The sequence below is a fragment of the Streptomyces sp. NPDC046977 genome, assembly GCF_040644455.1.
Taxonomy (GTDB): domain Bacteria; phylum Actinomycetota; class Actinomycetes; order Streptomycetales; family Streptomycetaceae; genus Actinacidiphila.
Map to the genome: position 1 here is coordinate 176,008 of NZ_JBEYWO010000001.1, position 25,482 is coordinate 201,489.

Annotated in this window: 18 protein-coding genes; 8 read left to right on the forward strand and 10 right to left on the reverse strand. The window is 74.2% G+C overall.

Translation table 11 applies throughout. The annotated features are described in order from the left end of the window. The first annotated feature begins 10 nt into the window (after positions 1-10). From ABZ883_RS00625 to ABZ883_RS00645, 5 genes are all read left to right on the forward strand, one after another. Positions 11-226, forward strand: a complete 216-nt coding sequence (locus ABZ883_RS00625) for a type II toxin-antitoxin system VapB family antitoxin (protein WP_360899144.1) — start codon at positions 11-13, stop codon at positions 224-226. Between the two features lie 355 nt (positions 227-581). Further along, positions 582-2,093: an NlpC/P60 family protein gene (locus tag ABZ883_RS00630; RefSeq protein ID WP_360899147.1), complete on the forward strand. Its 1,512-nt coding sequence runs from the start codon at positions 582-584 to the stop codon at positions 2,091-2,093. Positions 2,094-2,352: 259 nt separating this feature from the next. Beyond that, entirely contained in the window at positions 2,353-6,147 is a 3,795-nt protein-coding gene (locus ABZ883_RS00635; RefSeq protein WP_360899150.1) for a helix-turn-helix domain-containing protein, read from the forward strand. A gap of 404 nt (positions 6,148-6,551) precedes the next feature. Beyond that, complete coding sequence (gene fusA, locus ABZ883_RS00640; RefSeq protein WP_360899153.1) at positions 6,552-8,567, forward strand: elongation factor G; 2,016 nt, start codon at positions 6,552-6,554, stop codon at positions 8,565-8,567. Positions 8,568-8,862: 295 nt separating this feature from the next. Further along, positions 8,863-9,966 (forward strand): mechanosensitive ion channel family protein, encoded by a 1,104-nt coding sequence (locus tag ABZ883_RS00645; RefSeq protein ID WP_360899156.1) that lies wholly within the window; start codon positions 8,863-8,865, stop codon positions 9,964-9,966. Here the strand turns inward: ABZ883_RS00645 and ABZ883_RS00650 are convergent. From ABZ883_RS00650 to ABZ883_RS00690, 9 genes are all read right to left on the reverse strand, one after another. Continuing rightward, positions 9,954-10,679, reverse strand: coding sequence for a helix-turn-helix domain-containing protein (locus ABZ883_RS00650; RefSeq protein ID WP_360899159.1), 726 nt, complete (start codon positions 10,677-10,679; stop codon positions 9,954-9,956). The genes ABZ883_RS00645 and ABZ883_RS00650 overlap by 13 nt on opposite strands. A gap of 70 nt (positions 10,680-10,749) precedes the next feature. Next, positions 10,750-12,072, reverse strand: coding sequence for an ABC transporter substrate-binding protein (locus ABZ883_RS00655; protein WP_360899162.1), 1,323 nt, complete (start codon positions 12,070-12,072; stop codon positions 10,750-10,752). Between the two features lie 74 nt (positions 12,073-12,146). Next, a complete protein-coding gene (locus ABZ883_RS00660) occupies positions 12,147-13,259 on the reverse strand; it encodes a branched-chain amino acid ABC transporter permease (protein ID WP_360899165.1) in 1,113 nt (370 codons plus the stop codon). A 6-nt stretch (positions 13,260-13,265) separates the two neighbouring features. Further along, positions 13,266-14,111 carry a branched-chain amino acid ABC transporter permease gene (locus ABZ883_RS00665; RefSeq protein WP_360899168.1) on the reverse strand — a complete coding sequence of 282 codons (846 nt, stop codon included), beginning with the start codon at positions 14,109-14,111 and terminating at the stop codon, positions 13,266-13,268. A gap of 30 nt (positions 14,112-14,141) precedes the next feature. Beyond that, positions 14,142-14,858 (reverse strand): ABC transporter ATP-binding protein, encoded by a 717-nt coding sequence (locus ABZ883_RS00670; protein ID WP_360899171.1) that lies wholly within the window; start codon positions 14,856-14,858, stop codon positions 14,142-14,144. Continuing rightward, positions 14,851-15,675 carry an ABC transporter ATP-binding protein gene (locus ABZ883_RS00675; protein WP_360899175.1) on the reverse strand — a complete coding sequence of 275 codons (825 nt, stop codon included), beginning with the start codon at positions 15,673-15,675 and terminating at the stop codon, positions 14,851-14,853. The genes ABZ883_RS00670 and ABZ883_RS00675 overlap by 8 nt, the downstream gene beginning before the upstream one ends. Positions 15,676-16,134: 459 nt before the next feature. Next, complete coding sequence (locus tag ABZ883_RS00680; RefSeq protein ID WP_360899178.1) at positions 16,135-18,648, reverse strand: SpoIIE family protein phosphatase; 2,514 nt, start codon at positions 18,646-18,648, stop codon at positions 16,135-16,137. 53 nt (positions 18,649-18,701) lie between these two features. Further along, on the reverse strand, positions 18,702-19,517 hold the full coding sequence (locus tag ABZ883_RS00685; RefSeq protein WP_360899181.1) for a tyrosine-protein phosphatase: 816 nt from the start codon (positions 19,515-19,517) through the stop codon (positions 18,702-18,704). A gap of 36 nt (positions 19,518-19,553) precedes the next feature. After that, a complete protein-coding gene (locus ABZ883_RS00690; RefSeq protein WP_360899184.1) occupies positions 19,554-20,558 on the reverse strand; it encodes a polysaccharide deacetylase family protein in 1,005 nt (334 codons plus the stop codon). Between the two features lie 417 nt (positions 20,559-20,975). On the opposite strand from ABZ883_RS00690, the gene lpdA reads away from it, so the two are divergent. After that, the gene (gene lpdA, locus ABZ883_RS00695; protein WP_360899187.1) at positions 20,976-22,379 is read left to right on the forward strand and encodes a dihydrolipoyl dehydrogenase; all 1,404 of its coding nucleotides are present in this window, start codon (positions 20,976-20,978) and stop codon (positions 22,377-22,379) included. Between the two features lie 18 nt (positions 22,380-22,397). Here lpdA and ABZ883_RS00700 read toward each other — a convergent pair whose 3' ends face one another. Next, positions 22,398-23,522 carry an XdhC/CoxI family protein gene (locus ABZ883_RS00700; protein ID WP_360899190.1) on the reverse strand — a complete coding sequence of 375 codons (1,125 nt, stop codon included), beginning with the start codon at positions 23,520-23,522 and terminating at the stop codon, positions 22,398-22,400. A 715-nt stretch (positions 23,523-24,237) separates the two neighbouring features. Here ABZ883_RS00700 and ABZ883_RS00705 point away from each other — a divergent pair. Next, entirely contained in the window at positions 24,238-24,966 is a 729-nt protein-coding gene (locus ABZ883_RS00705) for a hypothetical protein (RefSeq protein ID WP_360899193.1), read from the forward strand. Beyond that, the gene (locus tag ABZ883_RS00710; RefSeq protein ID WP_360899196.1) at positions 24,963-25,469 is read left to right on the forward strand and encodes a histidine phosphatase family protein; all 507 of its coding nucleotides are present in this window, start codon (positions 24,963-24,965) and stop codon (positions 25,467-25,469) included. Before ABZ883_RS00705 ends, ABZ883_RS00710 begins: the two co-directional genes overlap by 4 nt. Positions 25,470-25,482: the final 13 nt, after the last annotated feature.

Here is a 25,482-nt window from a genome sequence, read left to right on the forward strand (position 1 = left end):
AGGCGGGCTCATGAGCGGAACCGTCATCGGTCTCGACGGCGACGCGTGGGAAGCCGCGGCCAAGGTGCTGGGCACTTCCACGAAGCGGGACACCGTCAACACCGCCCAGCGTGAGATCGTCGCCCGCAACCGCCGGCTGCGCGCCCTGCGCGATCCGCGGGATTTCGCGGACGAAGGCAATGGGGGCCCGGCTGATCGCTCCGTGCGGCCTCACCGCCAAGGGTGAGCATCGCCGTGCCTGCCGCGGAGGAGGCGGGACTCCCCCTGGTGCACGACGACCGTGACGTCGAAGCCGTCGCGCGCCGTCGGCCGGGAAGCGGAACGGCGAGATCCGGACAAGTGCGGGCGGAGGCGCCGGGGGTGGGTCCGTCCGCCGGGTACGGCGGTCCCCGCGAGGCCCGGCGCGCCGTCATCCCCTGTGCCGTGCAGCCCGGTTGACCGCGCTCACCAGGGGTTTTCCGGTCGCGGGATCAAGAGGAAACGGGAAACCCCTGTCCGCGACGGCCCGTTGGAGGCCACCGTGAGGGCCGACGCGAGAGCGAGGCGGCCCGAGGCGCCGCCGCCCGAGGGGGGATCACCACATGAGAGCACGACGCTGGGGAGGCGGGCTGGTCGCCACCGTGCTGACCGCACTGCTCCTCGCGCTCCTGCCGGCCGCCGCCGCCCACGCGGAGGGGACCAGGGAGCAGAACTGGTGCGCGCTGCAGGGCATCGGCTCCGACGAGGCGCACCGCGCGGCGGACGCGGCCTGCCAGGAGTGGCGCAACCGGACGCTGTACACCTGGGGCGGCGGCCACGGCCCCGCCCCGGGCGCGAGCTACGGCACGCTCGACCTCCACGACCTGGCGGAGACCTGGAACGACCCGTTCACCCGCGGCTTCGACTGCTCGGGCTTCGTGCGCTGGGCCTGGTACAAGGCCGTCGGCCGGGACATCCTCGGCGGCGGCACCGCCCAGGACATGTACATCGGCGCGGGGCGGACGTACCAGGCGGTCCACGGCAGCGGCGGCGGCAAGCCGGCCGTCTCCGACCTGCAGCCCGGGGACATCGTGTTCACCGGGGTGGGCGGCACGGTGGGCAGCATCAGCCACGTGATGCTCTACCTCGGTGGCGGCTACGTCGTCGAGGCGTACCAGTCGCAGCACCCGGTCCGGGTCATCGACATCAACGCGCGCATCAGCGACAACCGCCTGGTCGGCGTCGCACGCATGCCGCAGGGCGGACCGTTCACCGAGCCGCCCGGCTACGACGGGACGCTCCAGGTGACCTGGGGCACCGATGTCGCCGTACGGCAGCACCCCAACAAGACCGCCGCGCTGGTGACGAGGCTGTCGGGCCCCGACCTGGTGTACGCCACGTGCCAGCAGCACGGGGAGACCGTCACCGCCGAGGGCTACACCAACGACGCCTGGACGTACCTGTCCAACCGCGGCGGCTGGATCAGCAACATCTACCTCAGGGGCCCTGCCTGGCTGCCCGAGGTGCCGACCTGCTCCGGCTCGGCCCACGACCCGCAGACCGGGTCCGGCGGAGGGGGCGACGTCGCCCAGGGCGGCGCGTACAGCACCTGGGGCACGGATGTGGCGATCCGCTCCGAACCGTCCACCACCAGCGGCAGCACGGTGGCGCGGCTCAGTGGCCCGACGAGCGTCGCCGTCAGCTGCCAGACGCACGCCCAGTCCGTGACGTCCGAGGGGTACACCAACGACGCCTGGTCCTACCTCCCGCAGTACGGGGGCTGGATCACCAACATCTACATGCGGGGTGACGCCTGGCTGTCCGGCGTCCCCGCCTGCGACGGCAAGGGCACCTCGACCCCGGCAGGGGCGAGCCCGTACCGCACGTGGGGCACCGGGGTCGCGATCCACAGCTACCCGGCGGCGGGTTCGGCGGTGGTGGCGCGGCTGGCGGGCCCGACGAACGTCGCGGTGTCCTGTCAGAAGTACGCGGAGCAGGTCACGGCCGAGGGCTACACCAACAGCGCCTGGTCGTACCTGCCGGAGTACCAGGGCTGGATCACCAACATCTACATGCAGGGTGACGCCTGGCTGTCCGGTGTGCCGAGCTGCGGGGCCCCGGGCGGCGCGATCTGAGGTCCCCTCCGACGGGGATGCCGCGCGGTCACCGCCGCGCGGCCGTCCCGACCGCCACGGGCCGGAGTCGTCCCACCTCTCACGGGGGTGGTGGGCCGACGCCGGCCTGTGGCCGGTTCTCGCCCGTGCGCGTCCCCGCCGCGGCGTCCCCGGGAACCGTGACCCACCCGCCGCCCCTCCTGATCGTGCGGAAGGGCACACCGGCGGAACCGCCGGTGGCAGGCAACGGCGTCACCACGCCGTACGCGGCGGGGAGCCGATGGACCGGACACCAGACGAGCCGGCCGCACCTACGGCGCCGAAGAGGGCGTTCGGTCCGGCCTTGCGTGAACTGCGGCTGCAGCGCGGCCTGTCGCTGGCCGCGCTCGCGCGCCTCACGCACTACAGCAAGGGGTACCTGAGCAAGATCGAGACCGGCGGCAAGCCGGTCAACGCCGATCTCGCCCGGCTCTGCGACGAGGCGCTGGAGGCCGGGGGCGGTCTGCTCGCCCTGCTGCCGTCCGTGCCGCCGCCGGGGGACGACGCCGCGGCGCCCTGCCCCTATCCGGGGCTGTCCGCGTACGGCACCGAGGACGCGGCGCGGTTCTTCGGGCGCGAACGGGCCGTCGCCGCGCTCCTCGAACGCTTCCTCCTGCGCGTCGGCAAGGGGCCGTTGGCCGTGGTGGCGCCGTCCGGGGCGGGGAAGTCGTCGCTGCTGCGGGCCGGTCTGGTGCCCGGTCTGGCCGGGGGCCCGTACGGGCACTGGCCGGTGGTGGTGTGCACGCCGACCGCCCGGCCGCTGGACGCCCTGGTCCACGCGCTGCGCGCCGTGCCGTCCGTGGGCGGGCTCGACGGCCTGCCGGAGCAGGCACCGCCCGCCGTCCGCGCGTCCGCTCTCGTCGCGGCCCTCGGACCCGGCGCCGAGGGCGCGGGCCTGGTCGTCGTGGTGGACCAGTTCGAGGAGACCTTCACCCTCTGCGACGACGAGGCCGAGCGGCGCGCCTTCGTCGCCGCGCTCACCGGCATCGCGGCGTCCGCCGACGTCGCGGTCGTCCTGGGGATCCGCGCCGACGTCACGGGCCGCTGCCTGGAGCATCCCTCCCTCGTGCCGGTCGTCAGCGACGGCCTGTTCGCGCTGGGCGCCATGAGCCCCGGGGAACTGCGCTCGTGCATCGTGCGGCCCGCCGAGGAGGAGGGCACGGAGCTCGAACCCGGCCTGGTCGAGGTCCTGTTGCGGGACCTCGGTGCGCAGACGCAGGCCGGCGCCGGGCGGGAGGACGACGCATCTCCCGGCGGCCCCGCGGGCACGCTCCCGCTGCTCGCCCACGCCCTGATGGCCACGTGGCGGCAGCGCTCGGGCCGCACCATGACCGTCGCGGGCTACCTCGCCGCCGGCGGCATCCACGGGTCCGTCGCGACCGCCGCCGAGGCCCTGTTCACCGCGCTGTCCCCCGCGGAGCAGGAGGCCGCCCGGCGGCTCCTGCTGCGGCTGGTGCGGGTCGGCGAGGACAACGAGCAGTCCCGGCGGCCCCGCGGCACCGCGGACCTCCTCGACGGACTGCCGGACGCCGATGCCGCCCGCGCCGCACTGGACGCCTTCGTCGCGGCACGGCTGCTGACCGTCGGCGCCGACCACGTGGAGATCGTCCACGAGGCGCTGCTGCGCGCCTGGCCGAGGCTGCGGACCTGGGTGAACGCCGCCCGCGCCGACCTGCTGCTGCACCAGCAACTCACCGCGGCCGCCCGCGAATGGGAACGCGAGGGCCGCGACCCCGGGCTGCTCTACCGCGGCACCCGGCTCGCCGCCACCGCCGAGTGGGCGGCGGGGCCGGGCCCCCGGCCAGGTGAACTCAGCCCCGTCGAGGACGCCTTCCTCACCGCCTCCACCGGCGAGGAGGACCTGCGCCGCCTGCTCGTACGCCGCCGGGCCCGGCACCAGGGGATCGGGGTCGCGGTGCTGGCCGTCCTGCTCGTCCTCGCGGTGCTGGCGGGCGGCGTGGCCGTGGAGCAGCGGCTCGCCGCCGACCGGCAGCGCGCCACCGCGCTCTCGCAGGCCATGGCCGCGCGCTCCGCCGAACTGGCCGTGGGCCGCCCCGAGGCGGCGATGCTGCTGGCCGACGCCGCCTACCGCACCGCGCCCACCACCGAGGCCCGCGGCGCGCTGCTCAGTACGCAGGCCGACGCCTTCGCCGGGCGGCTCACCGGGCACACGGGCGCCGTCAACGCGGTCGTCTTCTCCCCGGACCGGCGGCTGCTGGCCTCCGCGGGCTCCGACCGCACGGTCCGGCTGTGGAACGTCGCCTCCCGGACCGGCGCGGCAGTGCTCACCGGGCACCACGGGCCCGTCCGGTCGGTGGTCTTCTCGCCCGACGGCCTGCTGCTCGCCTCCGCGAGCACCGACGGCACCGTCCGGCTGTGGTCCGTGCCGCGCCGCCGGCTCGTCGCCGTCCTGACGTCTCATCAAGGGCCGGTACGAGCCGTGGTGTTCGCGCCCGACGGGCGCACGCTGGCCTCGGCGGGCGGTGACGGCGGGATCAGTCTGTGGGACGTCGCCACGCGCCGCAGGACCGCTGTGCTCACCGGCCACACCGACGAGGTCCTCGCGCTGGCCTTCCGCCCCCGGGGCGCGCTGCTCGCCTCGGCGGGGGCCGACCGCACGGTGCGGCTGTGGAACACCCAGGACACCCAGGACACCCAGGACACCCGGAACACCGGGACGAGTCGGAGCGTGGCCGTCCTGCGCGGCCACAGCGGCGACGTGCTCGCCCTCGCTTTCAGCCCCGACGGACGCACCCTCGCCAGCGGCGGCGCCGACCGCACCGTGCAACTGCGGGACGTCGCCACCCTGCGCCGCACGGCGACGCTCACCGGCCACGACGACGACGTGAACGGCCTCGCCTTCGGGCCCGGCGGCCGCACCGTCCTGTCGGCCGGCGGCGACGGCACCGTCATCCGCTGGGACACCCGCACCCGCCTGCCGGTCGGTACTCTCACCGGCCACACCGACTACGTGCTCTCCGTCGCCGTGGCCGCCGGCGGCGACCTGGTCGCCAGCGCCGGCTTCGACCGGACCGTCGTCCTGTGGGACCTGCGCCGCAGCACCCTGGCCGCCTCGCCCGTCACCGAGGTGTGGAAGGCCGTCTTCAGCCCGGACGGGCACTCCCTGGCCTCGGCCGGCGGCGACGGCGGCGTACGGGTCTGGGACATGGCCCGCCACGTGCTCGCGTACACCCTGACCGGTCACATCGGCCCGGTCTACGACGTCGCGTTCAGCCCCGACGGACGGTGGCTGGCCTCGGCGGGCGGGGACCGCACGGTACGGCTGTGGGACACCCGGACGCGGCGGAGCGCGGCGGTCCTGAGCGGCCATCTGGGTGCCGTGTTCGCGCTGGCGTTCAGCCCCGACGGGCGGACCCTGGCGACGGGTTCCGCCGACCGCACGGTCCGCCTCTGGGACATCGCCGCACGGCGCCAGGCGGCCGTCCTCACCGGGCACACCGACTTCGTGAACTGCGTCGCCTTCAGCCCGGACGGCCGCCTGCTGGCCACCGGCAGCGACGACCTGACGCTGCGTGTGTGGGACACCGGGACCCGGCGCGCCGCGGCCGTCCTCACCGGGCACACCGGCTCCGTGCGGGGTGTCGCCTTCGCGCCGGACGGGCGGAGGCTCGCCAGCAGCGGCAACGACGGCAGCGTGCGACTGTGGGACGTGCCGCACGCCCGCCCGGCGGGCGTCCTCACCAGCCACACCGGCTCCGTGCGGGGTGTCGCCTTCGCGCCGGACGGGCGGACGCTCGCCAGCAGCGGCAACGACCGCACCGTCCGGCTGTGGGACCCGGCGGCACGACGGCTCACCGCCACGCTGACCGGGCACACCCGGGCCGTGTGGAGCGTCGCCTTCAGCCCGGACGGCGCGACCGTGGCCAGCGCGGGCAACGACGGCACGATCCGGCTCTGGGACCCCGACGTCCGCCATCGCACCGCCCGCCTGTGCCGTCTCGCGGGCCCCTCGGACCGGCAGCGCTGGCAGCACCTGCTGCCCGGCTACGCCTGGCGGGGCGCCTGCGGGAGCTGATGGGGCGAAGGGCGAAGGGCGAAGGCGGCGGGACGGCGTGACAGCGGCGGGAGAAAACCCGGTGACCCGGACGCCCGCCGCCCGCTACGCTCGCCCTCGATCACGCGCCGCACCGACACCGCGGCGCGTTCCGTGCCGAACGAGGGGAGCCGGGCCGTGCGTTGCCGCACCGCAGCCGTCGTTCCCCGGTCGGGCCACGAGGTGATCCTGGTGTCCTCCGCGGCCCGGTGCCCGCTGCGCGGCCGGCACCGGACGCCCGCGACGACTTTCTGATCCCCCGCAGGACCGCGGCCTTCGCCGCGCTTGTCACCGCGGGGGCACCCGCGCCCCGGCACCGGGGCGCGCCGTCCGGGAATCGCGCCGCCCTCCTCCCGATCACCTGATCGTCCGAAAGGCAACGGGCCATGCGCACCGTCCGACCCCTGACCACTGTCCGCGCCGTCCGCAATCTCGGCATCCTCGCCCACGTCGACGCGGGCAAGACCACCGTCACCGAGCGGATCCTCTACCTCACCGGCGCCACCCACAAGCGCGGCGAGGTCCACGACGGCACCACGGTCACCGACTTCGACCCGCAGGAGCGCGACCGGGGCATCACCATCTTCGCCGCCGCGGTGAGCTGCGACTGGGACGGCCACCGGCTCAACCTCATCGACACACCGGGCCACGTGGACTTCTCCGACGAGGTGGAACGCTCGCTGCGCGTGCTCGACGGCGCCGTCGCGGTCTTCGACGCCGTCGCCGGTGTCGAGCCGCAGAGCGAGTCGGTGTGGCGGCAGGCCGACCGGCACGGCGTGCCGCGGATCGCGTTCGTCAACAAGCTGGACCGGGCCGGGGCCGACCTGGACTCGGCGGTCGCGTCGATCGCCGAACGCCTCGGCGTCGTCCCGCTGGTGGTGCAGCTGCCGGTCGGGCGCGAGGACGGCTTCACCGGGGTGGTGGACCTGCTGCGTATGCGCGCGCTGACCTGGCCGGCCGGTGGAGGGACGTACGAGGACGGCGAGGTGCCCGAGGCGCTGCGCGAGGAGGCGCGGCGCCGGCGGCGGCTGCTGGAGGAGACCGTGGCCGGGCTGCACCCCGCCGCGCTGGAGGAGTTCTGCGCGGACGGGGCGGTGGCGGAGGCGACCCTGCGCGCGGCGCTGCGCGACCTGACCCGTACCGGGGAGGGCGTGGTCGTGCTGTGCGGATCGGCGTACCGCGACCGCGGCGTCGAGCCGCTGCTGGACGCCGTGGTGGCGTACCTGCCGTCGCCGCTGGACGTCCCGCCGGTGCGCACGGCGGCCGACCCGCGGCAGCCGTTCGCCGGGCTGGTGTTCAAGGTCGCCGCGACCGCGACGGGACGACTGACGTATCTGCGCGTGTACGAGGGCACGATCCGGAAGGGGGACACGGTGCTGGACGCACGGGCCGGGCGCACCGAGCGCGTCGGCCGCATCCTGCGGGTCCAGGCGGACCGGCACATCGACGTCGACCGCGCGGTGGCCGGCGACATCGTCGCGGTCGTCGGCGTGAAGGCGGCGGGCGCCGGGGCGACGCTGTGCGACCCGGCGGCGCCCCTGGTCCTCGAACCGCCCGGAACGGCCGAGCCGGTCGTCACCGTCGCGGTCGAGGCGCGCCGCGCCGCCGACACCGGCCGGCTGGCGACGGCGCTGGCCGGACTGGTGGAGGAGGATCCGTCGCTGACGGTCCGCAGCGACGCCGAGACCGGCCAGACCGTGCTGTCCGGCATGGGCGAACTGCACCTGGAGGTGGCGGTGGAGAAGGTCCGCCGCGCCCACGGGCTGGAGGTCGCCGTCGGCCGCCCGCAGGTCGCCCACCGGGAGACCGTCGTGCGCGGCGTGACGGGGTGGGTGCACCGGCACGTCAAGCAGGACGGCGGCGCGGGCCAGTTCGCCCACGTGGTGATCGACGTCGAGCCCCACGAGGACGACTTCGTGTTCGCCTCGGCGGTCACCGGCGGCCGGGTGCCGAAGGAGTACGTGCGCGCGGTCGAGGCCGGCTGCCGGGACGCCCTTGCCGAGGGGCCGCTCGGCGGTCACCGGGTCACCGGCCTGCGGGTCACGCTCACTGACGGCGCCACGCACGTCAAGGACTCCTCGGAGGCGGCCTTCCGCGCGGCGGGCCGGTTCGCGCTCCGCGAGGCGCTGCGGGCGGGCGGGACCGCCCTGCTGGAACCGGTGGCCGAGGTCACCGTCACGGTGCCCGGCGGGGCCGTCGGCGGGGTGCTCGGTGACCTGGCCGCCCGCCGCGGCCGCGTCACCGGCCAGGCCGTCCGGGCGGGCACGGCCGTGCTGACCGCGACCGTACCGCTGGCCGAGCTGTTCGGCTGGGCGACCCGGCTGCGCAGCCGCACCCAGGGCCGCGGCACCTTCACGGCCCGGTCCGGCGGTTGGGCCCGGGTGCCGGACGGCGCGCGGTAGGCCGCGCGCGCCGCGGCGGCCGGTCCGCTCCCGCTACTGACGGGGGCGGGACCGGCCGCCGTGTGCGCCGCCCCGGCGCGCCGGGCGCCGCCCAACCCGTGGCGCGATGCTCCCCGTTGGCCGGTCCGCGACATGCGCGCACCGTGACGACTGCGGCAGGATGGTGAAGATCGCACACGGACGAGTGATGTCCGGTGCGGTCCTTCGACGTCCCCAGAACGATAAGGCGACCAGTGACGACACAGCACGCACCCCGTCCCGCGGGTGGATCCGTACGCACGGCCGGAGCGGGCCGGTGAACCGCGCGCTGACGATGCACGACCTGATGGTCGCCGGCGCCTGGGTCGCCGCGGGCGCGGTGGCGGCGGTCGCGCTGCGGCTGGCGCTGCGCTGGCTCGGGGAACGGGCCACCCGCACGCGGTGGGACGGGGACGACATCGTCGTCACCGCGCTGCGCACCGCGGTTCCGTGGGCCGTCCTGGCCGCCGGCGTCTGGGCGGCTGCCGCCGCGCTGCCGCTCCAGCACGCGGTGGACCGCACGGTCAACCAGGTGCTGGTCGCCCTGCTGATCCTGGCCGCCTCGGTCGCCGCCGCCCGCATGGTGGCGGAGACGGTGCGGGCGGTCGCGCTGTCGAGGTCCGGTGTGGCGGCCTCGGCGACGATCTTCGTCAACATCACCCGCGTCGCGGTGCTGGCCATGGGCGGCCTGGTCCTGCTCCAGACACTCGGCATCTCCGTGGCGCCGCTGATAACGGCCCTGGGTGTCGGCGGTCTCGCGGTCGCCCTGGCGCTCCAGGACACCCTCGCCAACCTCTTCGCCGGTGTGCACATCCTCGCCTCCAAGACCGTGCAGCCCGGTGACTACATCCGGCTGAGCAGCGGCGAGGAGGGCTATGTCGTCGACATCAACTGGCGCAACACCGTGGTGCGGCAGCTCTCCGACAACCTGGTGATCATCCCCAACGCCAAGCTGGCCGGGGCCATCGCCACCAACTACCACCAGCCCGAGCAGCAGATGTCGCTCATAGTGCAGGCGGGCGTCGGCTACGGCAACGACCTGGAGCACGTGGAGCGGGTGACCGTGGAGGTCGCGGGCGAGGTGATGGCCGGCGTCGAGGGCGGCGTGCCCGCGCACGAGCCCGCGGTGCGCTTCCACACCTTCGGCGAGTCCCGCATCGACTTCTCCGTGATCCTGCGGACCTCGGAGTACGGCGAGCAGTACCGGATCAAGCACGAGTTCCTCAAGCGCCTGCACCGCCGCTACCGGGAGGAGGGCATCGAGATCTCCTACCCCACCCGCACGGTGATGCTCCGTCAGGAGGACGGCGGCAGGGGGACGGCGGAGGTCGCCCTGCCGCGCCAGCGCGACACGACGCAGACGCCGGGTCAGCGCATCTGAGGCTGCCGGGCCGGGTGGCGCACCCCGCCCGGGGCGAAGTCGCAGAGCCCGTCGATGAGTTCGATGGCGCTGTCGGTGAGGGCGGCCGCCTCGCAGGCGTCGTCGCAGGCCACCAGTTCGCGGCCGATCTCCGCGATGGTCGTGGTCAGCGCGATGAGCAGCGTACGGTCGCCCGGCTCCTCCCGGCTGGTGCCGAGCAGGGTCGCGTTGTGGTGGATCCAGGTCCGCAGGTTCCGGCGGCCCATCACGTCGAAGCCCGGCGGGGTGTCGCCGGTGTAGAAGAGCTTGGCCATCTCGCGCCGGGCCCAGGTGTGTTCGAGGTAGGCGCGGGTGCCGGTGAGGAAGAGCGCGCGGGGGTGGCTCTCCCCGGACGCGCGGCGGCGGGAGACGGCCTGCGCGGCGGCGTGCGCCTGGGCGGCGCGGAAGTCCTCCCAGAGGGCGAGGAAGAGGTCGGCCTTGCCGTCGAAGTGGTGGTAGAGGCCGCCCACGCTGGCGTCGGCGCGGCGGACCACCTCGGCTATGCCGGCGGCGGTGTAACCGGCCTCGCCGAAGACCTCCCGCGCGGCCTTGAGCAGGGCCTGGCGGGTGGTCTCGGCGCGGCTGGGCGTCCGGGCCGGCGCGGCCGCGGGTGCGGCGGCCGGCCCGGACCCCCGGTCCGTGAGGGCGTCAGGGGAATCGCCGGTCGGCGGCTCGTCGCCCTGTGTGTCGCCCATCCCTGGACCTCTCGTCCGTCACTGCCCGGTGGGGCAGAACACTACCCTTCGGTCCGATCGGTCCCTTCGGTCAGGATGCCGGTATCCCGTCCGCGGGCGCCTCGGGCTGAGCGGTGGTGTACTCCGTGATCGGTCCGGTCCCGCTGTCGGTGACCAGCGGCGTGCCCTCCATGCTGATCTCCGATCCCTTCAGCGTGCCGATCTGCACCCCGGTGTAGCCGGCGTGCGAGTCGGCGCTGTAGCGGAACGGGACCAGGCCGGGGCCGGTGAAGCCGCCCTTCTCGACGGCCTTGACCAGCGACTCGCGCGTCGGGTCCTTCCCGGCGGCCTTCAGCGCCTGCACGAAGGTGTAGGCCATGGACATCCCGAACTCCACGTTGCCCTCGAAGGGCGTCTTCGGGATGTACTTGTCGTGGATCGAACGGAACAGCTTGATCCAGCTGTTGGAGGTGTCCGTGGTCGGCGGCATGTAGGTGTCGGTGATGATGCCGTCCATCAGCGCGGCGACGTCGGCGGTGCCGCCCGCCTTCTTCACGTACGCGTCCAGCAGGCCGCCCAACGTGGTCGGGTCGGAGCCGACGTTGGTCACCACCAGCTGCGGGTTGTAGCGGAGCTTGACCGAGGTCAGCTTGAACAGCGCCGTGTAGCTGGGGATCGTGAACAGCACGACGACGTCGGCCTTCGAGCCCGCGATGGCCGCGACCTGCGGGCTGATGTCGGTGCCGCCGGGCTGGTAGCTCTGCCGGCTGACGACCTGGTCGGCCGGGATGAACTGGTCGAGGCCCGCGACGCCGTCCTTGCCGAAGTCGTCGCCCTGGTAGAAGTACGCGACCTTCTTGCCCGCGAAGTGCTCCTTGATGTACTGGCCGAGGATCTTGCCCTCGACGACGTAGTCGGGCTGCCAGCCGAAGGTCTGCGGGTGCTTCTTCGGTTCGTCCCAGCAGCGGCAGCCGGAGGAGACGAACAGGTCCGGCACGCGCTGGGCGTTGAGGAAGTCCACTACCTTGGTGTGCGTCGGGGTGCCGAGGCCGCCGAGCATCGCGAAGATCTTGTCCTGGAGGACGAGTTCCTTGGTGATCTTCACCGTCTCGGTCGGGTTGTACGCGTCGTCGCGGTACCGGAAGTCGATCTTCCGGCCGTTGACCCCGCCGTGGTCGTTGACGTAGTCGAAGTACGCCTTCGCGCCCTGCGAGACGTTGCTGTAGCCCGGCGCCGCGGGGCCGGTGAGCGGCTGGTGGCTGCCGATGACGATGCTGTCCTTGGTGACACCGGGCGCCGAGCCGCCGCCGGAGTCGCCACCGCACGCGGTGAGGGCGAGTGCGAGGACGGCGAACGCCGCCGTGGCGCGCAGGTGCAGGCGCGCGCGGAGTGCGGTGCGGAGACTTCTTCTCATGGTCCCTCCTGGAACCGAACCGGATTCGGTGGGTGATGGACGGATGTGCGGGGTCGTGCCGTGAGGGGGAGCGGTCAGGACGGCGCGCGGCGCGCCGCCCGCAGCCGCCGGGCCAGCCGGACCAGGGCGCCCTGGATGCCCTGCGGGAAGACGAGCATCGACAGGACGAGGACGAGACCGAACAGGGCGAGCGGCAGGTTCGCGTAGAAGCCACGCGACAGGTGCAGCGCGTCCGCGACGTCCCCGGTCCAGGTGGGGAGCAGGACGAGCACGATCGAGCCGTACACGGCGCCCGCGAGGCTGCCCAGCCCGCCGAGCACCGCCCCGGTCAGCAGCGACAGCGACAGCGCCAGCGGGAACGCCCCCGGCGCCGCGAGCGAGCTGACCACCGCGAGCAGGCCGCCGCCCAGGCCCGCGCAGGCAGCGCTGACGACGAAGGCGAGCACCCGCAGCCGGGCCACGGGGATGCCGGCGAGGGCCGCCGCGTCCTCGTCGTCCCGGATCGCCCGCCACGAGCGGCCCACCCGGCTGCGGCCGAGGTCCGCGAGCAGCACCAGGACCACCACCGCGCACAGCAGGCAGATCCACGCCTGCCAGCGCTCCAGCGGGAAGTACGGGCCGAGTGCCGCGGGCGGCGGGGGAGTGGCGACCACCAGGCCGTTCTCGCCGCCCAGCAGGTCCGACAGATGACGGTAGTTGGCCAGCGAGGGCAGGCCGACCGCCAGCGTCAGCGTCGCGCCCGCCAGGTACGGACCCTGAAGACGGGCCGCGGCGGTGCCGACGAGGGCACCGACCGCGGCGGTGACCGCCGTTCCGGCCACCAGGGCCACGAGCAGCGGCCAGCCGAGGTTGGTGAGGAACAGCCCGGTGCCGTACGCGCCGACCGCCATCAGGGCGCCGTGGCCCAGCGAGATCTGGCCGTTGAGCCCGGTCAGCACCGTCAGGCCGGCGACCGCGCACATATAGGTGGCCACACTCGCGACCTGGAGGTTCTGGAACGGCGGCAGGGCGGCGGCGACCGCGCAGAGCACGAGCAGGGCCACCGCGCCGGTCAGCGCGTGCCGGACCAGGGTCCGGTCGAGTGCCGGGCGCAGCCACGCCGGGCCGCCGAAGGGGGACTTCGCGGCGGAGGGCTCCATCGTGCCGGTCGTGTCCGCCGTGTCAGTCGTGTCAGTTGTGTCTGCCATCGTTCCTCACACTCGTCGCACGGAGGTACGCGAGAACAGCCCGTTCGGCCGCACCATGAGCACCGCCATCAGCACCACCAGGGCGCCCAGCAGGGCCACTTCGGAGCCCAGGTAGCCCGAGACGTAACTCAGCGTCAGCCCGACCACCAGCCCGCCGACCACCGCGCCCGGCGGACTGTCCAGTCCGCCGACGACGGCCGCGGCGAAGCCGAAGACCAGCACGGCGTCGAACTGGTTCGGCCCGACGAAGGTGGTCGGCGCGATCAGTACGCCGGCGAGTGCGCCGACCGCGCCGGCCAGCGCCCAGCCCAGCGTCAGCACCCGCCCGACCCGCACACCGAACATCCGCGCCACCTCCGGCGCGAAGGCCGCCGCCCGCATCCGCAGCCCCACCGGCGTGGCACGGAACAGGACCACCAGCAGCCCCATGACGACCAGCACGGCGCCGATGGTGAACAGGTCCGACGGCGACAACAGCAGCCGCGCGCCGCCGATGCCGAAGCCCTGGATGCCCAGCAGCGGCGGGAAGGAGCGCGGCGAGCCGCCCCACACCATCCCGGCGACCGCCTGGAGGAACAGCAGCAGGCCGAGGGTGACAATGACCGCGTTCATCGGCGGGGCGTTCTCCACCGGCCGCACCAGCAGCCGTTCCACCACCGCGCCCAGCAGGAAGCCCGCGGCCAGCGCGGCCAGCAGCCCGGCCCAGTAGGAACCCGTCGCGTGGATGACGCCGAGCGCCACGAAAGTCGTGATCATCAGCATGCCGCCCTGGGCGAAGTTGACGATCCGCGTCGCCCGCCAGATCAGCACCAGGGAGAGCGCGACCGCCGCGTAGACGATGCCGCTGCTCACCCCGCCGAGTGTCAGATTGATGAAATACATTCAGAACCCCAGGTAGGCGTGACGGAGGTCGTCCGCGGTGGCGAGACGGGCGGCCGCGTCGGCGGCGACGACCCGTCCCAGGTTCAGCACGACACCGTGGTCGGCGACGGACAGCGCGCTGCGCGCGTTCTGCTCCACGAGCAGCACGGTCAGTCCCTGCCGGTCCCGCAACTCCCGCAGGACGGCGAGGATCTGGGCGGTGACGCGCGGCGCGAGGCCGAGCGACGGCTCGTCGAGCAGCAGCAGCCGCGGCCGGGTTATCAGGGCGCGCCCGATGGCGAGCATCTGCCGTTCGCCGCCGGAGAGCGTCTCGGCGGGCCGGGCCCGGCGCTCGGCCAGCGCGGGGAAAAGGCCGTACACCTCGTCGAGCCCTTCGCCGAGCCGGGCCCGGCGCTCGGCGCGGCCGCGCCAGAGGCCGCCCAGGCGCAGGTTGTCGTGGACGCTCAGCTCGGTGATCACCCCTCGGCCCTCGGGCACATGGGCCAGTCCGCGGCGTACGGCGTCCTCCACGGGGAGGGGGGTGATGTCCTCGCCGTCCAGCACGATGCGGCCGGCGCGCGGGCGGACCAGCCCGTGGACGGCGCGCAGCAGGGTGGTCTTCCCGGCGCCGTTGGCACCGAGGACGGCGGTGATCGAGCCCTGGTCCACCGTCAGCGAGACCTCGTCCAGGGCCCGGACCATGCCGTAGCGGACGGCCAGACCGTCGATCTCAAGCACGGGAGGACTCCTCTCGGGTGCCGGGCGCGCCGGAGGCGGCCTCCCCGGCCGGCTCCGTGACCTCGTCGCCGAGGTAGGCCTCGGTGACCAGGGGGTCGTCCCGCACCTCGTCGGGCGTGCCCTGGGCGATGGCCCGGCCGAAGTCCAGGACGAGGACCCGGTCGCAGACGCTCATCACCAGGTCCATGTGGTGCTCGACGATGACGACCGCCATCCGCTCGCGCAGGCCGCCGATGATCTCGCCGAGCCGGCGCATCTCGGCCTCGGACAGCCCGGAGGCGGGTTCGTCGAGCAGCAACAGGCGCGGCTCCCCGGCCAGCGCGCGGGCGAGAGCCACCTGTTTCTGCACGCCGTAGGGGAGTTCGCCGGGCAGCCGGCCGGCGACGTCCTCCGCCCCGAGTTCGCGCAGCACCGCCAGGGAGCGGTGCCGCAGCAGGCGTTCGTCGCGGTCGGAACGGGGCAGTCCGAGCAGCGCCGAGGCGAAGCCCGCCCGGGCGTGCCGGGTGGCGCCCACCATCACGTTCTCCAGCACGGTGAGCCGGGGGAAAAGCCCCAGCCCCTGGAGCGTGCGGGCGATGCCGAGCCGGGCCAGCTGGTGCGGGCGCGGCCAGGACACCGGGCGGTCCTGCCAGTGCAGCGTGCCGGTGGCCGGGCGCACGAAACCGCAGACGGCGTTGAACAGGGTGGTCTTTCCGGCGCCGTTGGGCCCGATGACGCCGAGCACTTCACCGGGCCGGACCGACAGGGACACCGCGTCGAGCGCGGACAGACCACCGAAGGAGACTCCGAGGTCGTCGATCCGCAGGAGGCTTTCCACCAGTCACCCTTCCTAGGGGAGTTCGGCGGGGCGGGAGAAACGGGAGAAACAGCAGAAGGGGGGACAGGCCGCCACCGGAACCAGAACCAGAACCAGAATCGGATTCGGTCGCATCCAGGCGTCGGCGGGGACCGTGGACCGGCGGGGCCCACGGCACGTGATCCGGTCAGGCGGGCCGGGGCGCCGCGGTCCCCGGCCGCCGGCCGGGCACGGCGCGGCGGGGTGCGGACGGGTGGTGCCGGGTGTCGCCGAAGTACGTCATCACGTGGTCTCCCAGCGGGCAGGGCCGGTACGTCCCGGGGGCGCTCCGGGGTGGCCGCACGATACCGACTGGTCGGCATGTCGGGAAGAGGTGCTGCAGGTCACGGTTTTGAAGCGGTTCCGGTTCAACTGCCGTGGCACGGCGTCCGGTCGGCGGTCAGCGGTGATCAGGCGGGGTCCATCACGTCCGGGGGAGGCTCAGGAGGACCGTGGCGGCACCGTCAGCTCGCTCCACACCTGCTTGCCGCCGCTGAGCGGCACCGTGCCCCAGGTCGCCGACACCGCCTCGACGAGGAGGATGCCGCGCCCGCCCGTGTCCTGCCAGCTGACGACGGCGGGCTTGACGGGGGTGCGCGGCGAGGAGTCGCCGACCGCGATGCGCAGCCGGTCGCCGATCAGGGTGAGGTCGAGCCGGACCTGCCCGTCGGTGTGGACCAGGGCGTTGGTGACGAGTTCGGAGACGACCAGCAGCGCGGTGTCCACCTCGTCCCGGGGCAGCCCCCACGCACGCAGGGTGCGGCCGGTGAAACGCCGGGCGTGCGAGGCGGCGTCGGGCAGCCGCCACACCGTCCAGCTCTCGCGGACGGGCCTGACCGCCATGCCGTCGTAGCGCATGAGCAGCAGGGCGATGTCGTCGCCGCGGGTGGCGCCGTCCAGCAGCGCGTCGGCCATCAGCCCCAGATGGCCGGGGTCGGTGGCGGAGAGCGCCGCGGCCAGCCGCCGCATGCCGTCGTCGTAGTGCAGTTCCGCGGACTCCACCAGTCCGTCGGTGGTCATCGCCAGGACGGTGCCCGGACGCAGGCGCAGCGGGATCAGCGGGAACTCGGCGTGCGCGCTGACACCGAGCGGGGGCCCGCCGTCGCCCTCCACCGTCTGCGTCCCGCCGTCGGGCAGCCGCAGGACCGGGGGCAGGTGCCCGGCGCGAACGCACCAGCCGCTGCCCGCCTCCATGTCGACGGACACGTAGCAGCACGTGGCGAACAGGTCGGTCTCCATGCCCATGAGCAGCCGGTTGGCGTGCGAGACGACGACGTCGGGAGGGTGCCCCTCCACCGCGTACGCGCGGATCGCCGTGCGCATCTGGCCCATGAGCGTGGCCGCGCCCGCGTTGTGCCCCTGCACGTCACCGATGACCAGGGCGACGTGGTGGTCCTGAAGGTGGATCACGTCGTACCAGTCGCCGCCGACCTCCAGGCCGCCGGTGGTCGGCAGATAGCGGGCGACGGCGGTCCCGCCGGGCAGTTCGGGCAGGCGGCGGGGGAGCAGGGTGCGCTGGAGGGTGGCGACGAGTTCGTGCTCGGCGTCGAAGGCCCGCACCCGTACCAGTGCCTGGCCCGCCAGGCCGGCCGCGGCGGTCAGCACGGCCCGTTCGTCGGGGGCGAATTCGTGCGGGGAGTCCCAGCCGATCAGGCAGCAGCCGACCACCCGCCCCGCGGCCGGCAGCGGCAGCACGGCCAGCCCGCCGGTGCCCACCCCGGCCAGCGCGGGTTCCAGTGGCGTTCCCGGTGGGCAGAAGGCGATCCTGCCCTCGCGCAGCGCGGTCGCCAGGGTCGGCATCGAGCGGGTCGGCGCGTCCGGCCACTCGGTGCGCCACTCGCTGCGCCACACCTCGGGCCAGGCGCTCTGGTCTGCCGGGTCGAGCACGGTCACGACCAGCCGGTCGGTCTCCACCTCGGCCAGCGCGATCCGGTCGGCGTTGAGCGGCCCGCGCAGAGCCGTGGCCACGACCTGGCTGACCTCTTGGACCGTCGAGGCGTTCGACAGGTCGGTCGCCAGCTGCTGGATCCGGCCCACGTCGTTGGCACCGGCGCGCAGCCGCGAGGTGTCGCCGACGGTGCCCACCAGCCGCGCGGGACGCCCGTCCTGCGTGAACACCACGTGCCCGCGCAGCCGCAGCCAGCGCAGTTCGCCCGAGGGCCGGCGGATACGGAACTCCAACTCGCGCTCACCGGTGGCCATGTGACCGGGTTCGACCACGGACATGACCGTCGGCAGGTCCTCCGGCACCGTCAGTGCCAGCAGCGTGTCCACCCGTCCGTCGAAGTCCGCCGGGGCCAGGCCGAACAGCGCCAGAACGTCGTTGTTCACCCGGATCCGCCCGGTGTCCATGGCGAGGTCGAAGTCGTGGGCCGGGCCGCCGGACCGGGTTCCCGGCATATCCGGCATATCCGGCGTGTCGGGCGGTCCGGCCGGTTCCCGCGGGGAGGCCGCGGCCGCCGCGGCGTACAGCTCCAGGCACTGCCGGTCCTCGGCGCCGAAGCCCGCCGGGTCGTCGGTGACGGCGACCAGGCAGCCCGCGTCGCGCTCCTCCGCCCGCACCGGCAGCGCGATCAGCGGCGCGTCGAACGGGGCCGCCCCGTCGGGCGGTTCGCCCCCGGCCGCGGTGCCGTACGCGCCGGGGGTGCCCGAGGTCGCGACGACGGGCCGGCCGCGCCGGACCGCGGTGGCCACGGGCGAGGGCCCGTCCGCCGGATAACCGTCGCGCAGCCCGTACAGCGTGCGCGGAACACCGGCCGACGCGACCAGGCGCAGCTCCCCGCCGCCCTCGGCGGGAAAGTAGACGGCGACCAGCGTGGCGCCGGTGAAGACCAGGGCCTGCTCGACGACGGATCTCAGACGTCCCGCCTGGTCAGGACCGGATCGGAGCGTCTTGAGCGCGAGCTCGGCCGACAGCGTCCGAACTCTGCGTCCCTTCGCGCCGTCCCTGACCACCTCGTCATTACACCGTCTCCGGGGCGCCCGCGCAGCCCGTGTGCGCGGAATCGTCACGCCCGGGAGCCGGGGGCGACGAGTCCGTCCCGCAGGCGGTCCACGGCGGCATCGGGCAGTCTCAGGCCGTGCCGCACATAGCCGGTGACATCCCCCCAGTCCTCGGCCACCGTACGCAGCGCCGCCTCCAGGTAGCGCGGGCGGACCTCGACGACGGCCTCCGCGATCTCCGGGTCGCCGCCGGCCGCCACGAAACGCCGCAGCCCGGGGCCGAAGGCCTCGCGCACCGCGGGATTGACCGACAGGAACTCCCGCTCCACGACGGCGGGATCCGCGCCGAGCAGGGTCAGCAGGACCGTGCTCGCCCACCCGGTGCGGTCCTTGCCCGCCGTGCAGTGGAAGAGCACCGGCCGCGCCTCGGGGTCCGCCGCGGTCTCCAGCAGCGCGCAGTACGCGGAGCACGCCCGCGGCGACCGCACCATCCGCTCGTACGCCCGTGCCATCAGCTCCTCGGCCCGGCCCCCGCCGAGCTCCCGGTGCGCCCCCGAGGGGTCGTCGAGCAGGTCCGGCAGCCGCGCGGCGGGCAGGTCGGGGCTGTCGCCGAGGACGTCGGCGACGAACAGCCGGGCGCCCTCGGGAAGGACGTCGGGGGCGCCGGCCCGCTCGTCGTGGGTGCGCAGGTCGACCACCGTACGGATACCGAGACCCGCGACGTCCGGGTCCGCCCCGGCGTCGTAGCGGTCGAGCGGGCCGGAGCGCAGCACCACCCCGGGGCGCACGACCCGGCCCGGGCCCGCGCCGGCCAGCGGGATCCCGCCGAGATCGCGCATGTTGACCACGGTCCCGGCGTCGATGGCGCTCCCGGTAGCCATGTGCTCATGGTGCGCCGGGCGCGCCGCCCGCGCGATTCAGCGCCCGGGGAAGGTGTACGTGTAGCCGGCCGCGTCCAGGCGGTCGAGCAGGGTTTCGAGGGCCTGGACGGTCTGCGACCGGTCGCCGCCGCCGTCGTGCATCAGGATGATCCCGCCGGGCTTGAGCTCGGTGTTCACGTTCTTGAGGATGGAGTCGACGCCGGGCCGGCGCCAGTCCTCGGAGTCGACGGTCCAGCCGAGCGGGCGCATGCCGTGGCCGGCGGCTATGGCGCGGATCGCGGGCGAGAAGTCGCCGCCCGGGGCGCGGTAGTACCAGAGCCGGTCGCCGTTCCCGGCGGCGCGGGAGATCTCCTGCTGCGCGTCGACGATCTCGTGCCGGTTGTAGGCGGCGGACTTGCCGCTCTGTGCCTCGTCGTGGTGGACGGAGTGGTTGCACAGGCGGTGGCCGGCCGCGCTGATCCTCTTGACCAGGTCCGGGTGCGCGGCGGCGTTGGGGCCTATCTCGCAGAAGGTGGCCTTGGCGTGGTGCGCGGCGAGGACCTGGAGGACCTTCGGGGTCCACGTGGGGTCCGGGCCGTCGTCGAAGGTCAGTGCGACCGACTTCCCGCCGCCCTCCGCGCCGTGCTGGATGGACTGGTCGACCCGGCCGGCGGCCGGCGCGTGCGCCGGGGTGCCGGCGGTCGTGCGGTGCGCGGCCGGCGGGGTGGCGGGCGCGGTGTGCTTCGGGTGCGACGGGTGAGCCCGGTGGGCCGGAGCGGCGGCGCGGTGGTGCGTGGGCTTGGCGGGGGCCGTGGTGCGGGGGGTGCCGCCGGTGGGCGCGGGTGCCTTGGCGGCGGGGGAGTGGGCGGCCAGGGAGTGCGGGACCGCCGGGGCGGACGGGGCCGCCGGGGAAGGCGTGGCGGTCGCGGTGGGCGCGGCCTTGGCGGGCGCCGCGGCCGCCGTCTGGGACATGTGCTGCGTCCCGCAGGCCATCACCGAGGCTCCGGCGATCGTCACTGCCAGGACGCCGAGCGTCCGGTTCGCGCGAGTCGTCAGTGCCACGGGGATACCTCCTGGTGCCGTTCGGACGCATGCGCCGCATGCGTGGATCAGCACTCCACCGTAGGGCGCGGATCCGCCGCTGACCTCGGACTTTGGTCCGTCCTGAAGTCCTTTGCGTTCGGGACGTAGGTCCCTGCCGCCCCGGGCGCCCGCAACCGGTCGCCTCCTGGCAGAAGTGATCCGCCGCACGCCCGGAGCGCGCACTCCCGGTCAACCGGGCCCGCCGTCCCGGGCCCGGCCGGAACCTTTGGCCACGGTTGCTGAGGGTGTGCCGGCTCATCCGCCGTGCGACGGCGCCGATGTGACGGGCCGGACACCGCGCACATGTTGCGCGGCCGAACCGCGCGGGTGATCGTTGCACACGGGGAAGTCCGGCCTGCACGAGCATCCGTCAGTGGTCCAGACAGGGGTTGCCGCATGACCAGTTCACACTTCGACGTCGTCGTCCTGGGCGCGGGCCCCGGCGGGTACGTCGCGGCCATCAGGGCCGCCCAGCTGGGACTGCGGACCGCGGTCGTCGAGGAGCGCTACTGGGGCGGTGTGTGCCTCAACGTCGGCTGCATCCCGTCGAAGGCGCTGCTGCGCAACGCCGAACTGGCCCAGATCTTCACCCAGGAGGCCAAGACCTTCGGCATCCGGGTGAACGGCGAGGTCACCCTCGACTACGGCGCGGCCTTCGAGCGCAGCCGCAAGGTCGCGGACGGCCGGGTCAGGGGCGTCCACTACCTGATGAAGAAGAACGACATCACCAAGTTCGACGGCCGCGGCACCTTCACCGACGACCACACCCTCCAGGTGGCCCTCAACGAGGGCGGTTCGCAGACCGTCACCTTCGACCACTGCATCATCGCCGCCGGGGCCACCACCCGGCTGCTGCCCGGTACGGCGCTCAGCGAGCGGGTCGTGACGTACGAGGAGCAGATCATGACGGACACGCTCCCGCGCAGTGTCCTGATCGCGGGAGCGGGCGCCATCGGCGTCGAATTCGCCTACGTCCTGCACAACTTCGGGGTCAAGGTGACCCTCGTGGAGTTCCTGGACCGCGTGGTGCCGCTGGAGGACGAGGAGGTCTCGGCCGAACTGGCCCGCCGCTACAAGCGGATGGGCATCGACGTGCTGACCTCCACCCGGGTCGAGGCGATCAACGACTCCGGCGACCAGGTCAAGGTCATGGTCACCACGGGTGGCCAGCGGCAGACCCTCCAGGCCGACAAGGTGCTGCAGGCCATCGGCTTCCAGCCGCGCGTCTCGGGCTACGGCCTGGAGCAGACCGGGGTCCGGCTGACCGAGCGCGGCGCCATCGACATCGACGCGTACTGCCGTACGAACGTCCCGCACATCTTCGCCATCGGCGACGTCACCGCCAAGCTGATGCTCGCGCACGCCGCCGAGGCCATGGGCATCGTCGCCGCGGAGACCATCGGCGACGCGGAGACCATGCCGCTGGACTACGTGATGATCCCGCGCGTGACCTTCTGCCAGCCGCAGATCGCCAGTTTCGGCTGGACCGAGGCCCAGGCCCGCGAGCGCGGCTTCGACGTCCGCGTCGCCAAGTTCCCGTTCTCCGCCAACGCCAAGGCGCACGGTCTCGGGGACTCGGGCGGCTTCGTCAAGCTCGTCGCCGACGCCACCCACGGCGAACTGCTGGGCGGCCACCTCGTCGGGCCCGAAGTCACCGAGCTCCTGCCGGAGTTGACGCTCGCCCAGAAGTGGGACCTGACGGCGGCGGAGCTCGCCCGCAACGTCCACGGGCACCCCACCCTCGGCGAGGCGGTCCAGGAGGCGCTGCACGGCCTCGCGGGCCACATGATCAACATGTAAACCCCCAGGCGATTGCCGTCAGCCGGACGCCGCGACGCCGCTGAGCGCGGGCGGGTGGATGGCTCCCGCGGTGGCGGAGAGCGGCATGCCGGTGCCGCCCCAGCGCAGGGCGACGATCTCGGCGGCGATGGACACCGCGACCTCCTCGGGTGTGCGCGCGCCGAGGTCGAGCCCGATGGGGGAGCGCAGGCGGGCGAGCGCCTCGGCGGGGACCGAGGTGTCGCGCAGGCGCTTGAGGCGGTCCTCATGGGTGCGGCGGCTGCCCATCACGCCGATGTACGCGGCGGGACGCGTCAGCGCCTCCTCCAGCAGCGGCACGTCGAACTTGGGGTCGTGGGTCAGGACGCAGATGACCGTGCGGTCGTCGGTCGTGGTGCCGCCGAGGTAGCGGTGCGGCCAGTCGACCACGACCTCCACGCCCTCCGGGAAGCGCCGGGGCGTCGCGAACACCTTCCGGGCGTCGCACACCGTCACCTGGTAGCCCAGGAACAGCCCCATCCGGGCCACCGCGGCGGCGAAGTCGATCGCGCCGAAGACGAGCATGCGCGGGGGCGGGGCGAACGACTGCACGAAAACGCCGACGGCGTCCTCGCGCCGCTCGCCGCGCGGGCCGTAGTGCCGCAGCCCGGTGACGCCTTGGGCCAGCCCGCCGCGGGCGTCGTCGGTGACCGCCGCGTCCAGGCCCTCCGTGCCGAGGGTGCCGGCGACCGCGTCGGGCCACACGGCGAGCGAGGCCCCGCGCGGGGCGGGCCCGTCGAGCACGGTCGCGGTCACCACCGGCCGGTGCGCCGCGACGGACGCGGCCACCGCACCGAAGGCGGGATCGCTGACGGGGGACACCGGCCGGACGAGCAGAGTCAGCTCGCCGCCGCAGGTCAGCCCCACCTCGAAGGCGTCCGCGTCGCTGTAGCCGAAGGTCTGCACCTGGGCCTCGCCGGACTCCACGACCTCCTTGGCGAGTTCAAAAACGGCGCCCTCCACGCAGCCGCCGGACACGCTGCCCACGACCTCGTCGCCCGGCCCGACGGCCATGGCCGCGCCCGGACCGCGTGGCGCGCTGCGGCTGACATCGACGACGGTCGCCAGGCCGAAGGGGGTGCCGGAGGCGTACCAGCGGCTCAGCGCCGGGAGGATCTCACGCACTGACGGCTCCTCTCACCGGGCTGTGCGGCTCTTCCGTCTGTTATGTCCGATACGCGCAACTGTAGGTCGGGCTCCGAGGGGGTGCACAGCGCCGCACGCTGCGCTTCGCTGTGCCGGGTTGTTTCCCCGCCCTCCCGCCCGTGTGCCCTGTGAAGTCACGCGCCCCGACGCGCGTTGTTGGGGGGCCGGGTGCGGGGCCTCCGGGGCTGCCATTCTGGACAGCACATTTAGGTGCCTCAGGCACTGTCGGCTGCGTGCTCCGGGTTGTGCACCCAAATATGCTCCACAGTCCAGAACGCCACCCCTCCAGCCCCGCCCCTAGGTTTCGTCATGCGCCTGATCCCCGGTGGGTGGGTGAAGGGGCGGTCCGGGGTGGCCGCAAGTGCTCTCTGACCCCCACCGGCCGTAAGTCGCCCCAACGACCCAGGGAGGGGGTGTGGCGGGGTGCGCCCGTGGGGGCACCTCCCAGCGGTAGCTGGGGGAGACGAGCGGTGACGGCGTGGTCGATGCCGGACGATGTGGGGGTAACCCGCGAGCGCTGAGGGGGTCCCCCCGGCCGAAGGCTGGGGGAGTACCCCGGCGCGGCACCGACCCCTACGGCAAACGTGCGGGGCCCGCACTTACCGCGCCGGGCACTCGGGTGGGAGGGCGGGGAAAGAACCACGCGGCATTGTGCTCGGGCCGTAAGGCCCGCACCCGGCGTAGATTCGGAGACGTGTTGCGCATCGAGGACGGCCGGACGGGCGGGACCGTGGAGTTGGAGCCGGGACGCCGGGCTCCGCTGAGGGTCGTGGCCTGCGTGCCCCGCGGCGGCGGTGCGCAGGCCGCGCGGGTGATCGTGACGGCCGACGTGCTCGTGCGCACGGTCGAGGCCACCGGGGGGCAGGTGCTGCTCGCCCTGGTCGGGGCGGAGGACGCGGGCGTCTGCGGGGCGCTCGGGGCGGCCCCCGCGGCGATCCGGGTGGCGACCGTGTCCGAGGCCCAGGAGGGCCTGGCGGGCCGGATGGCGGTGCGGGTCGTGGCCGTGGGCGACACGGACGACCCCGGCGACGAGGGAGAGGGCGTGCGCATGGATGTCGGCCCCGTGTCCGGGGGCATGTCCCCGGGGCTGGACCTCCGGCTGGCACTGATGGGCCGGGACCGCCGGGTGCCCCTGGAGCTCGCGCCGCCGGCGCTCGGCACGGCCGCCGCGCGGCTCGCCCGCTGGCGCCGGGACGTCGCGCTGTGGGCCGAGGAGCCCTCCAGGCCGATGTGCGCGCAGCACGTCGAGCGCATGCGGGCGGCGCTCTCCCGGGACCTGGACACCCCGGCCGTGCTGGAGGCCCTCGACTTCGTCGGGGCGCAGACGGAACTGCCGCCCGGTTCGCGGTTCGAGACCTTCGCGCACATGGACCGCTTCCTGGGTCTGGAGCTCACCCGTGAGATCGGCGGGGTGCGGCCGTGACCCGGCATCTCGTCCTGCTGCGGCACGCCAAGTCCGCCTGGCCCCCGGACGTCCCCGACCACGACCGTCCGCTGGGCGCCCGCGGTCGCCGTGACGCGCCCGCCGCGGGGCGCTGGCTGCGTGAGAACAAGCACATCCCGGATCTGGTGGTGTGCTCCACCGCCGTGCGCACCCGGGAGACCTGGGAGCTGGCCGCCGGCGCCCTCGGCGCCCGCGCGGAGCCGCAGGTCGCGTACGACGAGCGGCTCTATGCCGCCACCGCACGCGCCCTGCTCGACGTCCTGCGTGAGACGCCCGACAGCGTGCGTACCGTCCTGCTCGTCGGGCACAACCCAGGCGTCCAGGACCTCGCGCTCCGGCTCGCGGGCGGCGGCGCGTCGGAGGCCCTGCTCCGGGCCGCCGACAAGTTCCCGACGTCGGCTCTCGCGGTCCTCACCGCAGCCGTTCCCTGGCCGGCCCTGGACCAGGCCCACCTCGACGACTTCGCGATCCCTCGCGGCTGACGGGTGTGCGTAT

Coding starts and splice junctions, on each gene's coding strand:
- ABZ883_RS00630 (WP_360899147.1), top strand. CDS start 582: ATGAGAGCACGACGCTGGGGAGGCGGGCTGGTCGCCACCGTGCTGACC.
- ABZ883_RS00685 (WP_360899181.1), bottom strand. CDS start 19,517: ATGGCTACCGGGAGCGCCATCGACGCCGGGACCGTGGTCAACATGCGC.
- ABZ883_RS00660 (WP_360899165.1), bottom strand. CDS start 13,259: ATGGCAGACACAACTGACACGACTGACACGGCGGACACGACCGGCACG.
- ABZ883_RS00655 (WP_360899162.1), bottom strand. CDS start 12,072: ATGAGAAGAAGTCTCCGCACCGCACTCCGCGCGCGCCTGCACCTGCGC.
- ABZ883_RS00635 (WP_360899150.1), top strand. CDS start 2,353: ATGGACCGGACACCAGACGAGCCGGCCGCACCTACGGCGCCGAAGAGG.
- ABZ883_RS00650 (WP_360899159.1), bottom strand. CDS start 10,679: ATGGGCGACACACAGGGCGACGAGCCGCCGACCGGCGATTCCCCTGAC.
- ABZ883_RS00625 (WP_360899144.1), top strand. CDS start 11: ATGAGCGGAACCGTCATCGGTCTCGACGGCGACGCGTGGGAAGCCGCG.
- lpdA (WP_360899187.1), top strand. CDS start 20,976: ATGACCAGTTCACACTTCGACGTCGTCGTCCTGGGCGCGGGCCCCGGC.
- fusA (WP_360899153.1), top strand. CDS start 6,552: ATGCGCACCGTCCGACCCCTGACCACTGTCCGCGCCGTCCGCAATCTC.